Origin of the sequence: Leuconostoc kimchii IMSNU 11154 (assembly GCF_000092505.1) — a bacterium.
In the GTDB taxonomy this organism is placed as follows: Bacteria; Bacillota; Bacilli; order Lactobacillales; family Lactobacillaceae; genus Leuconostoc; species Leuconostoc kimchii.
The window spans coordinates 1,153,144-1,168,183 of sequence record NC_014136.1; the positions used below are offsets into that span (position 1 = coordinate 1,153,144).

A 15,040-nucleotide genomic window follows, 5' to 3' on the forward strand; every position below is an offset into this window, starting at 1 on the left:
AAGTTAGGAGGTGTGACGTGTCAAAACTGAATACACAATTGTTAAAGGGATCACTTGAAGGCGCAATGTTATTGATTATTTCGCGAGAAAATGTGTATGGGTATGTATTAAATCAACGTCTACAAGCATCTGGATTTAATACAGTTGCTGATGGCACAATATATCCTGCATTGCAAAAGTTGCAGCGCGAGGGTTATATCATCGGGAAAATGCAACAATCACCTGATGGCCCCGCACGTAAATACTTTAAAATAACACCAGCGGGTAAGCAATATCTGGCATTGTTTATTAGCGCATGGGAGCAGTTGCAAACGAATATGGGGAGATTAATCGATGCGAACAAAACTATTAATTAAAGAAAATAATGCACTAAAAACGCAGTTGAATGTTGTGAATAGTGCTTACTATGAACAAGTCATTATTTATACGAGAGTACAGGCATTATTCAAACCCGATCGGATTGTTGAATCAATGTTATTGGATGTATTACGGGATATTTTGGCTGCACAAAAAGAAGGACAGATTGCCAACAACGTTTTTGGAGATGCAAGGGAATTAGTGAATAACACCCTTGCAGAAATACCTAACATGAGTTTGATGAGCACGTTAAAGTATTATTGGTTTGCGATTACAGTGGGCTTGCTTGCACAAATGTGGACACCACTGACTGAGTTATTAACCCACCATAGACTAAATGGAGCAACTATTCTAGCTAGTATCACTTTTCAAATGATGATATTATTTCTTATTTTTCGTTATCGTCAAAAATTTGCGACGATGTTGTTACAAAATAATAAATGGTTATTTTTTTATGGTGTCATGACAACGGTACTAATGATTGGCGGTTTTTGGTTGATAGATCTCATGACTAAAAACGCCTTAACGATACAATTCTAAATAAAAAACACTTCCGAAGAAGTGCTAATTACGGGCAGGCAGTTCTGAAATAGCCATAGCTAAGACATGGCCATTACTTTTTGTACGTAGTTCGTTAAGAAAAAAACCGTCTGTAATGTCTAGTTTCGTGTCTAGCGCGAACACACTGAGGGTATAATTGTGCGTTTGATCTGGTGGCATAGGCCCGATGTAGGCTTGATTAATGTCTGGATTTGCTGGCTCATTAGCTTTTTGAACCATATGCCAGGTTGAATTAGTACCAGAGATACCTTGTTTTGTCGCACGAAGATTTTCAGGAATATTGCTGACAGGTAAGTTAGCGGCCAGCCAGTGAATCCAAGGAAAACCTGTCACCGGTACGGCATCGTAATCAATTAGGCTGACTGATAAAGATTGCGTGCCTTCGGGGATGTCAGTAATCGTCACAGGAAAGTTGACGGTTGGCATGTCGTTGGTACGGTAATGACTAGGGGCAAATTTAGTGTATTTATCTGGTATGAATCCGTTATCTAATGTGACATGAATGTCCATATTATTCTCCTATTAATCTTTTTTTCGTTTGAGCTAAATGTGTGCGAACATTGATATTCATTTGTTTATTATACACGCGGATCTTGCTAATCGCAGTGATAACGGCTGCTGTGCGTTTATCCATGTCGGCAATCGATGCTGTTTCAGATTGTACCTGCTCTGCAAAACGATCAATGAATGCGATTTGTAAGGTGGGTTCGTTTGCACGTAGTGTTTCAGCTGCAGCAGTCTTACCTTCAGCTTCTAACTGAGCAATAGTATCATGATACCCAGTAAAAAAATCATCAGGAATCGTTGTGTTTTCCCAAGTGATCGGGTCAGATGTTGCCGCTTGATCAGGAGTGTTGTCAACACGTTGTGTCTTCTTTTTGAACAAATTAAAAAATGACATATTTTAAACCTTTCGTGTAAAATATTTATAACTTTATTGTACCGAACATTTGTTTTATTTGGTACAATAAATTTAACTTTTAAATCTTGGGGAAAAACATGACAGCACGTAAAACGGTATTTAATGATAAACAACGTATTCTACGACTTTATTCGGCATTGATTAGCCGACGAGCGTTATCAATTGAAGAAATTGAAGATATGTTTTTTATTGGCCGTAAAACAGTGCAACGTGATATTTCCGAAATTCGTGATTTTTTACATGATTTACAGGTTGGGGAGCCGATACAATCTGAGATAGTCTACGATCGCAATTCAAAAAAATATAAATTAACTGAGATGGAGAATCTCTTCCATGTCTTTGATAAAATTAATCAGATTGATGAGGATGAGAGTTGACTCGTTATTGTAAAGGAGGAACGTCATGATTATGCTAGTTGGGTACGTCCTTTAAGGGGGACGATGAATATCAAAATACCGTTTCTCTATTTAGATTGACGCAATTTAAAAATATGGAGAACGAACACATAACTATGGACTCAAATAATATTAGGAATTTTTCAATTATTGCACACATTGATCACGGCAAGTCGACGTTAGCTGATCAAATCATGACACTAACACATACTGTTGATCAACGGAGTGCAAAACCACAACTGCTCGATAATATGGCAGTTGAACAACAGCATGGTGTCACTGTAAAAGCGCAAACTGTGACAAATTTTTTTATTGCTAAAGATAACCAACGATACGCGCTTAATCTAATTGATACGCCGGGTCACGTTGATTTTTCTTATGAAGTATCGAAAAGCCTCGCTGCTACCGAAGGCGTTATTCTATTGGTTGATGCGACGCAAGGTGTTCAGGCACAAACTGTTGCGAATTTTAATTTGGCTAAAGCACAAAATATTAAAATACTACCTGTGATCAACAAAATAGACAGTCTAAATGCTGACGTGGCCATGGTCAAACAACAAATATTAGAGTTAGACGTCGATTTTTCGGATAGTGATATTTTAGAAGTTTCTGCCAAGCATGGGACTGGGGTTGAGAACTTACTAGAAGAAATTATCCAACGCATACCAATGCCAAAATTAGATCATTCTGTTTCTGGTCTTAAAGCGTTAGTATTTGATTTGTCATACGATAATTATCAAGGTATTATAGCGCATGTTCGATTATTTTCAGGTGAATTAAGAGCGAATCAAAAACTTCATTTGATGCATGCTGATAAAAAGTTTGAATCAAAAACAATTGGTATCTTTAATCCAAATATGGTTGAGAAAGATGCTTTACATGCTGGCGAAGTCGGATTTGTTGTTACCGGTATTAAAGAAACTGATCAAATTCGTGTAGGTGATACGATTACAACGCAATCATCGGGTGCTTTAGAACCGCTTCGTGGCTATGAAGCGGCTCATCCTGTTGTTTATGCTGGGATATTTCCTAAAGATGATTTTTTAACGATGAAATCTGCGTTATTCAAAATAGCGCTAAATGATTCTTCTTTGAGCATTGAGGAGGACTATTCTGACGCTTTGGGACCTGGATTTAGAGTGGGGTTCCTAGGAAATTTTCATTTGCAAATCATTAGAGAACGATTGAAATCAGAATATGACCTTGAGGTCATAACCACCTCACCAAATGTCACTTACAAAGTACACCTTAAAAACGCGCAGTTATTAGCTATTAATAATCCGATTAATTTTCCGGACTTTTCAGATATCGATTACGTTGAAGAACCGGTTGTAACTGTTCAAATCACAACATTACCTGAGACCGTGAACCAAGTGATTAATTTATCAGAAAAATATAAAGGCATATTAACAGATCTTAATAATCTCAGTAACCTAGTGCAACTCACCTATGACATGCCACTTTCAGAGATTGCTTACCATTTTTTTAATGCTTTAAAATCAGAAACCCACGGTTATGCAACGTTATCAATGGGTAAAATAGTCTATCAACCGGCAGATATTGTCAAAATAACGTTTGATATTAATTATAGTCGGGTGCCACAATTGACGTATCTCACACACAGAATTGATGCCAACAATGAAGCACAGGCGTTAGTTCACAAACTAAAATATACTGTGCCACGCCAACTATATCCAATGCCAGCGCAAGCCATTATTGAAGGCCATGTTATTGCGCGAGTCGATATTCCGCCCATCAGAAAGAACGCTGCTGTTTCTGGCGATAAAAAAAGTATCTCAAAACAACAAGCGTTACTTCGTAGGCAAAGCCTCAATAAGAGAAAATCAAAACAATTAACATTTGAATTGCCACAAAGCGTATTTGATATTTTCTTAGAAATATAAATCAACACAATGACTGTAGGTATATGCTAAGTCATAGGTCTTTTGTAGATTATGTCATATTTTGGTATACTGAGTGTAATTCAAAATAATTGATTACTAGGGGGGAATATTTTGGACGCAGTCAATCAAACGAGATTTAATGCACAAATGGCATTTTTAAAAACAGCAAACTTTGGTCAATATTTATATAAATGGCGTTGGTTTTGCATGACGATACCGTTAATTAGTCTGGTATTTAATTTTGATACGAACTCAATTGTGTTTAATGTTTTAAGAATGGCGATCATTGAAATTGTTGCACTATGGACCATCTATTCAATGTATCTATTTTTCAAACCTTTGGCTTCAACACACACGGTAGCATTTTCTAAAATGAAATTGTTCTTAATGTATTTTGTTAATATGACAGTGATGTGGTTTCTTTTAAATAGTCATCTCAATACAAGTCACTTCAGTATGCGGAATTTTCTAATTGAATTAGGTATTTCAATCGCCTTTGGTTTAATATTTTCTGGGATTATGGCTTCTTGTATGAATGAAAATATTAAGGTGTTTGTCCGAAATAAGGGGCATCAAATATGAGATGAAAAATGTGTAGACTGGATCAATATGGTTTGGTTTTATAAACATTTAATGTAGCCAGCAAAAATGACCATGTATATATATTCATACATGGTCATTTTTTGTTGTTCTAATTTAAGTATCGAGTGACAATGGATAAAGATGATAGTCACATGCTCAATCCAGAGAAAGCCAGCCATTGTAGGCCATTTGACCAGTCACCGCGCTGTAATTTTTCTAGTAGGGCATAACCTTGTTTTGAGAGACTTTGCTCTAAAGATAATTTTCGAAGACCAGCTATAAGTAAATTAATCGCTTTTTGTTCAGGTAATGTATGATTATTCATGTTTTCGATGACGTTAGCAATAAGATTGCGTTCCTGACTATTCAGGTCTTTTTCCTCTGATAGAAATGATGATAACGACGTTTTTTTAGTTTTTTTTGCCATTTTTACAACCATAGTCCTTAATAATTATATTTTCCGGAAACCCAATGACCCAATGTTGATGACCAGCCGTTCAGTTAAATTGTTTGCTTAAAATGAGTAATTCTTTTGCTTCTAAAGGTATATTTTATGACAATTATACTAGTTTTTATCATATGTTGTGAATGTGCCGTTCAATAATTATTTTTTAAAAAGTAAAACCATGCTATATTAGTAAGGTTATTTATTTTTTAGGAGAATAGAAATGATTAAGAAAGTTGTGCTTTTTGTTGTTGTGTTGAGTGGTGTGTTTGTGATGGATAATCATAAGGTTTTGGGAGATACGATGGGTGAATATAGTCAAAATTATCATTTGAATGCCAAATCAGGTTTTATGAATGATATTCAAAGTATTGTTTATGATGAAAAAACTCAGGAATATAAGTTCTACTATTTGCATAACAAGGATTTTAAGGTTGGTGGTAATGGCACGGAATGGGAAGCAGTGTCTACGAAAGATTTTGTACACTATAATAGCTTAGGAACAGCTATCAAAAAGTATACGACACCCAATGGGGATATAGCCTCCGGAACGATTTATAAAGACTATGATAATACGTTAGGATTTGGTAAAGATGCGTTAATTAGCTACGTCACTAGCTATGGCGAAAAAGGGCAAACACAAAATATTTGGTTTTCTGTAGATAATGGGTTAACTTTTCAAGCTTATAAAAATAATCCCATCATGACACCTGATAATAAAGATGCTAATTTCAGAGATCCGTATGTTTTCAGATTAGATGGTACTTTTTATATGTATCTCGCTGAAGGTAATAAAATTGGTGTTTACAACTCCAAAGATGGGATTCATTTTAATTACAAATCTGGTATTTATAATAAAATTGATCAATTAGGACTATTAGAGTGCCCTAACTTATTCAAATTAAAAACAACAGATAGTCATGAAGACAAATGGGTCATGTTGTTTGGTGGTAATGGTTATCAACGTCAAGAGACCACAGGTACTTATTACGTTGTCGGTAATCTAATTGATGGGGTCTTTCAACCAGAAACTGATGCCAGAAGAGTGGACGATGGTAGTGACTTTTATGGCGCCAAATTTATGCAAACCAACAATCATCAATTACTTGGCTTAGGGTGGCTGGGTAGTTGGGACTATAATAAGCAAGTGAAAACCAATACCGGCAAGGTTGGTTCTATGAGTATGGCACGTGTCTTGTCATTAACGCAAAAAAATAACTATCGTTTAATAACAAATCAATTTTTAACTTCGACTTTATTTAAAAACAAAGTTGATGAGCAAACGGTCTATACAAAAGAGACCACAGCTGATGCTTTAGGGTATAAAACTGTTGTTGATAAAAATATACCATTGAAGAGTTTTGCATTAAATCTAAATACCGTCAAAGATAACGAGGCTTTTCCGTCACATATACATATTGAAATTGACAATCAGGACAGTTTTTTCAAATTCGATTTGGATACAACTAATGGTTATTACATGGTCTCTAGAAACAGTACAAACATCAAAAATGAAGAAGATGCTTATGGCCATTATGCTAAAGCGCACGTGTCTAAAATAAATGCGGTCAATCAATTGAACGTGCAATTATTTGTTGATGCAGGAAGTATTGAAATGTTTTTCCCTGAAACTGGAGAAACCTACTCATTAGCTAAGTTTTCTGAATCAGCAAACAATCATGTCACAGTCAAAGTAAACGGTGATACGAGAGTAGCTTATAGTGTACTCGAATAAAATAATTAAAAGCGCAAAATACGGGACAGTGTTTTGCGCTTTTTGCTTGTTAAGCAGTCGGAGTTAGGAACACTGTGACTTTCGATATCGTTGGCTTAGAGGTAAATGGTAATGATAGATTTCGTTAAACACGATATAGTCATTATGTTGCAGCATTTTTAGCATGTGTATAAATTCATAGCAATTAGCTTCGTCATTTTTTTGATCTGATCCTAAATAGAGAAAAATGACCAATCTAGCAAAATCCATAGTGAGCTTAGCCGTAAAATCGGTTATTGCACTGTAGTAAGAATTATCAGTAATTTTCCTAAAACTGTTTGAATCATAGTTGAAATTGGTGAGTTCAATTTGAACATAATTCAGAACAATACTAGCGACGTTTTGTTCTATTATATAAGAATATTCTGTGAATTCTTTATATTTTTTATATAAATCATGAACCTTAGTCATACATTCGCGTAATTTTACTGGGTCTTTTCTAAAAATAAAAATACCATCAACAAATGCTCTTAATTCGAACACCGACCAATATTTAGTTTCGGTTAAATGTCTTTTTAATGGGTATGCAGGATCGACAGCCATTCTTAAAGGGTTATTGCCAATAATATATACCTTGATGTATGCAATAGCAGCGAGAATTTGACTTTCTAGAGATGGATCCTTTTTTAATGCAATATGTTTCTGCATTAACGTGGCTGTTTTCTTCATATTAGCATCACTGTCAATTTGGTTCAAAATGCTATTAAACTGATATTCGGAGTTATTATAGTGAATAAATTGAAATTCATTTGGAGAGACTTCTAATCTTTTGAGAATGGCAAATAGTTTTTCGGATTCAACACTGTTATGCCCATTTTCAAATCGTGATGCGAAATTTCTAGACACAATTCCCATATAAACTTCTTTTTGAGTGAGTTTTTTTTGTTTTCGAATTACTTTAATGGTGTCTCCAAGTGTTTTCATAATTCGTAGTTGTCTCCGCTTATATCCAATAACGTAAACTATACTACACATATTAATAAAATGTCTAGATATATTTGATGATAAATTGGAAACAAGGAAAGGGCGTACGATAATGTTCAATACAATTATAAAGACATCATTAATTAGCCTCGTTTTTAATTTATCGATAACCTCTTTAAATTTTTTTTTCGGATTGTACTTTTTACAAATAACTCGGTCAGCTTTCATTTTTGGAACACTAACAATTATTGGACCATTGGTCAGCCTATTACTGACACCGATTATGACTAGAATTGTAGACACAGTTGCACACAAAAAGATACTATTAACAGCTCAAATAGTTTCGTTAGTATTTCTTTTAGCTTATTGGGTCGTAGTTAGTGATCATTTAGATGTTGGTACACTCGTATATGTCTATATTTTGATGATTATTATTCGGGTTAGTGAGGAATTATTTATCGTCACGTTAAAAGCGTCTACTACACAGTTGGTTGAAAAGCACAAATATCAAAGACTGAATGCATCAGTCCAGTCCGCTACTTCGGTTGCAAATATTCTTGGTCCTATTGTAGGAGGACTAGCATTTAGCTTACTCACACTGCCATTCTTTGTTTTTCTAATAATTATTCTAGTTGGTGTGTCAATCTTATCCACCAGTACGTTAAAACTAGATCCGTTACATAGGATAGCAGCCACTGGCAAAAATTCCTTTTTGTTGGTTATAAAATTTATTAAAGGCCGGCCAGAAATTTTATCTCTTGTTATTATTGCGATGTTTATCAACTTATTCGCCTCAGCCATAACGATTGGTTTACCTGTACTTGTTATTAACCAATTGTCTCTGTCAAAATTAGTTTACAGTTTTTTGGAAAGTTTAACTAGCGTTGCAATGGTAGTAGGTGGCATCATATTGACTATTCACACCATTAAAGATAACTTAAAAATTATGTATCAGTCAATGTTTTACTTTACTATAATCATTATTTTGTTCGGGTTTCCAGAATTAATAACACATAGTGATTTAATAATTATTGGACTTCTAGGGGGATTAGTAGTTGCTTTCGGACTGATAGTCGTATTTGCTAATACAGCAATGACAACTTATTTACAAATGGAAGTGCCAGAAAATAAGCAGGGTGGTGTTTATTCAATCATCAATGCGGTTTCTCAACTGTTTGTCCCTCTGGGAGGATTATGTTACGGTCTCTTGTTTGATCATTTTGAAAGTTACCAAGTGTTTATTTCATCTGGATTTTTAGCCTTGGTTATTATAATTGGATTATTACTACTGACGAAAAAAAGGATTATTAAAAGGATATAATGGTGCTAGTCTAAAAACAGTAACGCATAAAAGTCACACCGCCCCCTCAAAATCCTATACAGATGACAATTTAAAAGACTTGAAAAGCGTGCCTTGAAAGCTGAATTAGAGTTGGATATCTTAAAAAAATCAGATTTAGTCCAATTCATTGCAGGTTGGTATAATCGCAAACGTATTCACGGGCAATTCCAGTGGCCTTTGAGCAACAATAGCTAGTCAAAGTAGAATGTACGTCCAGTTTACTGGCTAGTCTCGCGTCATATAGTAGTGTGGTGCTAGTTCTTTTTGTGTCAGTGTGCCAGAAAAATAGTCTTCTACGACTGCTACCTTCAGTTTTTTTTTGTATATAAATTAGGGTATAATAATGTATGGTTGTTGTGTGGTAGCCGCTGAAAGGTGGTGGTGCTTATGGTTTATCCATGTGTGTTGCTACTAGAAAGGTGGCACAATGTCAGGTTACGAAGTAACTATGATTGTGTTAGGCTCTTTGAGTTTAATGCTATCAATGTTGGCATTTGTTGTTGTATTGGTTAAAAGTATTAAAAAATAATCAATAAAAAAACAGCCACAATTGAATTTGACCGTTCAAGGCTGTTTCTTTATTGAAATAAGTAGTGGCGGTTATCTCAAGACAACCATGGGACTAGTTAGCGCTAGTCCTTTTATGTGTCTTTATTATAACATATTCGCAACTTTTTCATCAAGTAATTGCGCAATAAATTGCTAGACCAGTCAAGGTTAACGTAATGTACATTATCGAAATTAATGGTTTATCAAGGCTTCAAGAACCTAAATTTTATCTTGTGAAATATAAAACCTAACAATGCTGTTTTAAATCCATTTTTACACTTTACAAATCACCTGATTTATCAGATTTCACAAAATAAAATACGTGTCTGATTTATTGACGTAGATCTGCTATAGCTAAGTCTGTTTTTTTGGAAATCATTTCAGAAAATTAGTGACTATAAAAAGTGGCGTAAATGACATGAGCTTATGGAAATATTTTTTTCTTAAATATGCGTTCTAATGACTTTATGAAATGTGAAGGGATCCAAGAAAGTTAGATTTGTGTCTAACTTTCTTGGATCCCTTTTATTGTGACAAGATATTGATTTTCAACATGTAGCGATATAAAAACAACAGATGTCAACGACAAAGCCAATTATTATGCGTATCAATCTATACCACATCTAACTATATTGTATGCGAAGAAAATATTGACAAATAATAAAAAATTAGCGTATGCTTGTTTCATGACATTAGAACAAACAGATTTACAGAGAACAGAGATTTTCAAAGTCCTTTCAGATATTAATCGCTTGCGCATTATCCGGGTTTTGCATCATGCCCAACGTGAAATGACTTGCGGAGAGATTGGTGAAAAATTAAATATTAGTAAGTCTACAGTATCATATCATTTTAAAATGTTGCGTCAGGTAGGTTTAACGAATACTAGGAGAGCATCGCAAAGTAAGTATTTATCGCTGAATGATCATACCTTTAACAATTTTTTACCAGGATTTTTGGATTCACTTTGAATCTTTTTATTTTTAACTATTAGTTCTAATATTATAAAACAATCGAATAAATAACAAAGCACATTGATTTGGGGAGAGAACTTGATACAAGAAAATAGAACAACAAACAATAAAAATTTTATTATGATGGCTATCTTGATTGCAACGTTCATGACTTCGATTGAAACGACAATTATAACGACCGCATTGCCAACAATTGTCAGCCAACTCAATGGCATATCACTACAAAGTTGGGTATTTGCTACATATCTGTTACTGACAGCAGTCACGACACCTATTTATGGCAAATTTGCTGATCGAATTGGCAGAAAACCAGTATTTTTAACTGGTCTCATTATTTTTACAATTGGATCGTTTTTGTGTGGCGTATCAAACAACATGACTATACTAATCATATTTAGAGCTTTGCAAGGTATTGGTGCCGGTGCAATCATGCCTATTACGTTCACAATGATTGCAGATTTGTTCGACTATCAGAAACGATCAAAAATGTTGGCTATGAATAACACAGCTTGGGGGATATCAGCACTGTTAGGACCCTTGTTGGGTGGCTATATTGTTGATAAATTAAGTTGGCATTGGGTGTTTTTTATCAATGTACCAATTGGCATTCTTGTGATCTTAATCATTTCATTTAAATATAAGGAGAAGCGAAAAAAACATATCAAAAGGCCCTTAGATATTAAAGGTATTTTATCCTTATCAGGTCTTCTGATACTGGTTTTAACTTTTTTCCAAACATTAAGTCAGGCCAATGTTTCATCGATTCAAATGTTGGTTATTTTATTCCTAATTGTTATGTTTGTTATAGCGTTTATTATTTTCGAACGGCAGGCAAGTGACCCAATTATACCGTTCACGTTATTTCATAACAGGCTGTTTTCAATTCAAATCACGACAGCTTTATTGTTAAGTGCGATTCAAATAGGTTTTCAAACGTATTTTCCGATGTGGTTACAGAGTATTTATAAAACAACAGCCACTGTTGCTGGGTTATCGGTATCACCTAGTCCGATATTTTGGTTACTATCTTCTTTTTTTGTCGGCACACTTGTTAAACGTCGGTCACCAAAATATATTACTTTACCACTCATTGCATTGATGATGGTAGCCTATTTACCGCTTCTTTTTATTGATAGTCGCTTCAACCAGACAATTTTCTTTGTTATTTCTGGCATAACAGGCGTGACGTTAGGCATAACGATAACAATGAACACACTTGTTGCTCAGAGAATTGTTCCCGAAGAAAGTTTAGGCACTGCTTCATCAATGATCACTTTAGGTAGAACGCTAGGACAGACATTAGCTGCAGGGACTTTTGGTTTAGTATTCAATATGAGTTTAAATTCGGGATTAAAGAAACATGCCACTGTTGATCAGAATATGATTGATCAGTCTATAAAAGGCGTGTATCAATCGCCATCGATTGCAGATGAGGACACAATCAATCAAATCATCTTAACAGGCATGCATACAGTATTCAGTGTCGCGCTCATACTGTTTGTCATCGTTTTGATTGTTAATTTAGCAGATCGAAATCGGGAAGTAATTAAGTGACGAATAATTGTTTGTCATCGAAAATCTAGTCATTTCAAAATAATTGAGTAAAAGAGTGGCATTTGGCTAAATCATGTGCATTGACGCAATTTTATACCTAACTTACCCCACCAACCCCAAAGCTAATTCATGTAACTTCACCCAAAGCGGTTTATACTATAGGTAACGTGAGCGTTAAACGGTTTTGTGTTTAGCGTGAGTTCTTAGTATGCCATTGGAGGTTAATGAATGACAAAGCAATATGATTATGATGTGTTATATCTTGGTAGTGGGCATGGTACGTTTGACGGGGCGATTCCGTTGGCACAATCGGGTGTCAAGGTTGGCATCATTGAAGCTGATATGATTGGTGGCACGTGTCCTAACTATGGTTGCAATGCTAAAATCACACTTGATGCACCTGTAACATTAACGCGAGCAGCCGAGCGCCTATCGGGTATTGTTCAGGGAAATCTGACAATTGATTGGACGCAGAATGAGGCTCATAAGGAAGCGGTCATTAATGAGTTGCCGGATATGATTGGTGGGTTATTAGATCAGTCTGGTATCGACGTGATTCACGGACGTGGCGTTTTTGAAGATAATCATACAATCATTGTTGACGGTAAGGCAGTAACTGCTGACAAGATTGTCATTTCGACTGGGTTACGTCCGCATCGTTTGGATATTCCTGGTACGGAATTGGCACATGACAGTCGTGATTTCATGGCATTGAAGACTTTGCCACAAAAGATAGCCATTATTGGCTCGGGTTATATTAGCATGGAATTTGCGACCATTGCGAATGCAGCTGGTGCTGAGATTACTGTGCTCATGCATGGCGACCGTGCATTACGACAATTTCACGCGCCTTATGTTGACAAAGTCGTGACCGACTTAGAGCAACGCAATGTCACGTTTGTGCCAAATGCTGATGTCACTGCCTTTGAAAAACATGGGGATCAAACGCAAGTGACATATAGCGATGGTCAGTCTTTGTTAGTTGACTGGGTGTTGGATGCTTCAGGGCGAATCCCCAATGTAGAAAACATTGGTTTAGAAACAATTGGCGTCACTTATAATCAATCAGGTATTCCTGTCAATGATTATCTGCAGACAAACGTTGATAACATTTATGCATCAGGGGATGTGCTTGATAAAACGCAACCTAAGTTAACACCAACAGCTATTTTTGAATCGACGTATCTTTTCAAACAATTCTCTGGTCAAACAAAATCGCCAATTCAGTATCCTGTTGTACCCTCAGTTGTCTTTACGTCACCAAGAATTGCGCAAGCAGGGGTTTTGGTAGCAGATGCTGAACAAGGGGATTATGAGGTGCAACAGACCGACCTCACCAAAGATTGGTATCGTCAAGTTGACAACGAAACGATTGCTGATAACACGTTGATTTTTGACAAGCAACATCATTTGATCGGTGTGACTGAAGTCAGCGAACAAGCTGAAAATGTCGTTAATACGTTATTACCAGCCATTGAATTTAAGTTTGGACCAGATGAAATTGGTCGATTAATTCATTTATTCCCATCGATTAGTATGGCAACTTGGGGGCAGTTATAATATGAACCGACAGGCGTGGCTTTTGTCGCGCTTTTTTGTTGCTGTGCTGATTTGTGTGACAATCAATTTCTTTGAGTGGTCATCGACCAATATGCATCTCGTGTATAATAAAAGTAACAAACAGATGGAGGTTATTTTGATGGCGATGAAGGGCAGAGAAATCATTTTGGGTATTTTACAAAGTGGGCCGCATACAGGTTATGAAATTAATGAGATTTTACAAACACGGCTAGATCATTTTTTTGATGCGACTTTTGGCATGATTTATCCCACCTTAAAAAAATTGGAAGCTGAAAAATTAGTCACCAAACAACAAGTATCACAAACTGACCGTCCTAATAAGAATATATATACCATTACAGCAGCTGGGCAAGCAGTATTTTCTAAAGCAATCAATGAACCTACGTCTGATGAAATACTTAAATCTGATGTTCTGATGCGACTTTACTTTAGTCAAGATTTACCAACCGAACAGGTATCAGAATTTCTTCAGGAAGAAATTGCACGTAAGGAAGCGAAACTAGCTACGTTGCAGTCACAATTGGCAACTTGGCTGGCAGATGGTATGACAGATCGACAAAAAATAACTTTTGATTATGGGATTGCTTATTACACAGCGACACTAGAAGTTTTAAAGTCTTCCCAAACAAAACTACTGTCATCACAAAAAGAGTGACAGGTTAACATTGAAATCATGAAAGGGGCTATATCAAAATGGCAATTAGGCATTTGTATCATACTGAGGTTGAAAATACAGCAGGCTTAGTTGGACGTGTGCAGACGGTTACCGGGGATGGGTTAGACGTGATGACGAGTGGCCCTTTAAGTACGACACCGGGAACTAATCCGGAGCAGTTATTGGCAGCAGCTTTTGCTACTTGCTTGAATGCGACGATTGAAGCCGAGGAGAAGCGGCGGCAAATACCGCACAAGAGCATTGTTCGCGTGGGTGTTGATATGGCACCAGATCATGAAGGATTTCAGTTTTTTGTTCATGCACAGGTGAAAATACCACAGGTTAATGAACAGGAGGCATTAGATATTTTAGCAATTGCTGAGAAACGGTGTCCGGTATCTAAACTATTGGCAGGTAGTTCGAATGTTGATATATCATTAGTGGATGTATTCGACCTACAGTAGAAAATGAAGGCTGTTACATTTTTTGTAACAGCTGTTTTCTTGCTTACTTATAGTTAG

16 protein-coding genes are annotated in these 15,040 nt (G+C 35.9%); 12 read left to right on the forward strand and 4 right to left on the reverse strand.

Annotated features, from left to right (window positions below; translation table 11 throughout):
• The first annotated feature begins 17 nt into the window (after positions 1 to 17).
• Complete coding sequence (locus LKI_RS06295) at positions 18 to 356, forward strand: PadR family transcriptional regulator (protein ID WP_013103318.1); 339 nt, start codon at positions 18 to 20, stop codon at positions 354 to 356.
• Positions 334 to 897, forward strand: a complete 564-nt coding sequence (locus tag LKI_RS06300; protein WP_013975218.1) for a hypothetical protein — start codon at positions 334 to 336, stop codon at positions 895 to 897. Before LKI_RS06295 ends, LKI_RS06300 begins: the two co-directional genes overlap by 23 nt.
• 24 nt (positions 898 to 921) lie before the next feature.
• Here LKI_RS06300 and LKI_RS06305 read toward each other — a convergent pair whose 3' ends face one another.
• On the reverse strand, positions 922 to 1,428 hold the full coding sequence (locus LKI_RS06305; RefSeq protein ID WP_013103320.1) for a YbhB/YbcL family Raf kinase inhibitor-like protein: 507 nt from the start codon (positions 1,426 to 1,428) through the stop codon (positions 922 to 924).
• Between the two features lies 1 nt (position 1,429).
• On the reverse strand, positions 1,430 to 1,819 hold the full coding sequence (locus LKI_RS06310; protein ID WP_013103321.1) for a hypothetical protein: 390 nt from the start codon (positions 1,817 to 1,819) through the stop codon (positions 1,430 to 1,432).
• A 98-nt stretch (positions 1,820 to 1,917) separates the two neighbouring features.
• On the opposite strand from LKI_RS06310, the gene LKI_RS06315 reads away from it, so the two are divergent.
• The 3 genes from LKI_RS06315 to LKI_RS06325 all read left to right on the forward strand — a co-directional run bounded on the left by LKI_RS06315 (position 1,918) and on the right by LKI_RS06325 (position 4,721).
• Entirely contained in the window at positions 1,918 to 2,217 is a 300-nt protein-coding gene (locus LKI_RS06315) for a hypothetical protein (RefSeq protein WP_013103322.1), read from the forward strand.
• 134 nt (positions 2,218 to 2,351) lie between these two features.
• A complete protein-coding gene (gene lepA, locus LKI_RS06320; RefSeq protein ID WP_013103323.1) occupies positions 2,352 to 4,139 on the forward strand; it encodes a translation elongation factor 4 in 1,788 nt (595 codons plus the stop codon).
• Positions 4,140 to 4,250: 111 nt separating this feature from the next.
• Positions 4,251 to 4,721 carry a hypothetical protein gene (locus LKI_RS06325; protein WP_013103324.1) on the forward strand — a complete coding sequence of 157 codons (471 nt, stop codon included), beginning with the start codon at positions 4,251 to 4,253 and terminating at the stop codon, positions 4,719 to 4,721.
• 148 nt (positions 4,722 to 4,869) lie between these two features.
• Here LKI_RS06325 and LKI_RS06330 read toward each other — a convergent pair whose 3' ends face one another.
• Positions 4,870 to 5,148 carry a hypothetical protein gene (locus LKI_RS06330; protein WP_242651951.1) on the reverse strand — a complete coding sequence of 93 codons (279 nt, stop codon included), beginning with the start codon at positions 5,146 to 5,148 and terminating at the stop codon, positions 4,870 to 4,872.
• 241 nt (positions 5,149 to 5,389) lie between these two features.
• On the opposite strand from LKI_RS06330, the gene LKI_RS06335 reads away from it, so the two are divergent.
• Complete coding sequence (locus LKI_RS06335; RefSeq protein ID WP_013103326.1) at positions 5,390 to 6,901, forward strand: glycoside hydrolase family 32 protein; 1,512 nt, start codon at positions 5,390 to 5,392, stop codon at positions 6,899 to 6,901.
• Between the two features lie 63 nt (positions 6,902 to 6,964).
• Here LKI_RS06335 and LKI_RS06340 read toward each other — a convergent pair whose 3' ends face one another.
• Entirely contained in the window at positions 6,965 to 7,864 is a 900-nt protein-coding gene (locus LKI_RS06340; protein ID WP_013103327.1) for a helix-turn-helix domain-containing protein, read from the reverse strand.
• Positions 7,865 to 7,976: 112 nt separating this feature from the next.
• On the opposite strand from LKI_RS06340, the gene LKI_RS06345 reads away from it, so the two are divergent.
• The 6 genes from LKI_RS06345 to LKI_RS06370 all read left to right on the forward strand — a co-directional run bounded on the left by LKI_RS06345 (position 7,977) and on the right by LKI_RS06370 (position 14,983).
• A complete protein-coding gene (locus LKI_RS06345; protein WP_013103328.1) occupies positions 7,977 to 9,185 on the forward strand; it encodes an MFS transporter in 1,209 nt (402 codons plus the stop codon).
• Positions 9,186 to 10,441: 1,256 nt separating this feature from the next.
• Positions 10,442 to 10,726, forward strand: coding sequence for an ArsR/SmtB family transcription factor (locus tag LKI_RS06350; RefSeq protein WP_013103330.1), 285 nt, complete (start codon positions 10,442 to 10,444; stop codon positions 10,724 to 10,726).
• An 81-nt stretch (positions 10,727 to 10,807) separates the two neighbouring features.
• Complete coding sequence (locus LKI_RS06355; protein ID WP_013103331.1) at positions 10,808 to 12,283, forward strand: MFS transporter; 1,476 nt, start codon at positions 10,808 to 10,810, stop codon at positions 12,281 to 12,283.
• Between the two features lie 228 nt (positions 12,284 to 12,511).
• Positions 12,512 to 13,843, forward strand: coding sequence for a dihydrolipoyl dehydrogenase family protein (locus LKI_RS06360; RefSeq protein ID WP_013103332.1), 1,332 nt, complete (start codon positions 12,512 to 12,514; stop codon positions 13,841 to 13,843).
• 139 nt (positions 13,844 to 13,982) lie between these two features.
• Complete coding sequence (locus tag LKI_RS06365; protein ID WP_041762800.1) at positions 13,983 to 14,519, forward strand: PadR family transcriptional regulator; 537 nt, start codon at positions 13,983 to 13,985, stop codon at positions 14,517 to 14,519.
• A 38-nt stretch (positions 14,520 to 14,557) separates the two neighbouring features.
• Positions 14,558 to 14,983 carry an OsmC family protein gene (locus LKI_RS06370; RefSeq protein WP_013103334.1) on the forward strand — a complete coding sequence of 142 codons (426 nt, stop codon included), beginning with the start codon at positions 14,558 to 14,560 and terminating at the stop codon, positions 14,981 to 14,983.
• Positions 14,984 to 15,040: the final 57 nt, after the last annotated feature.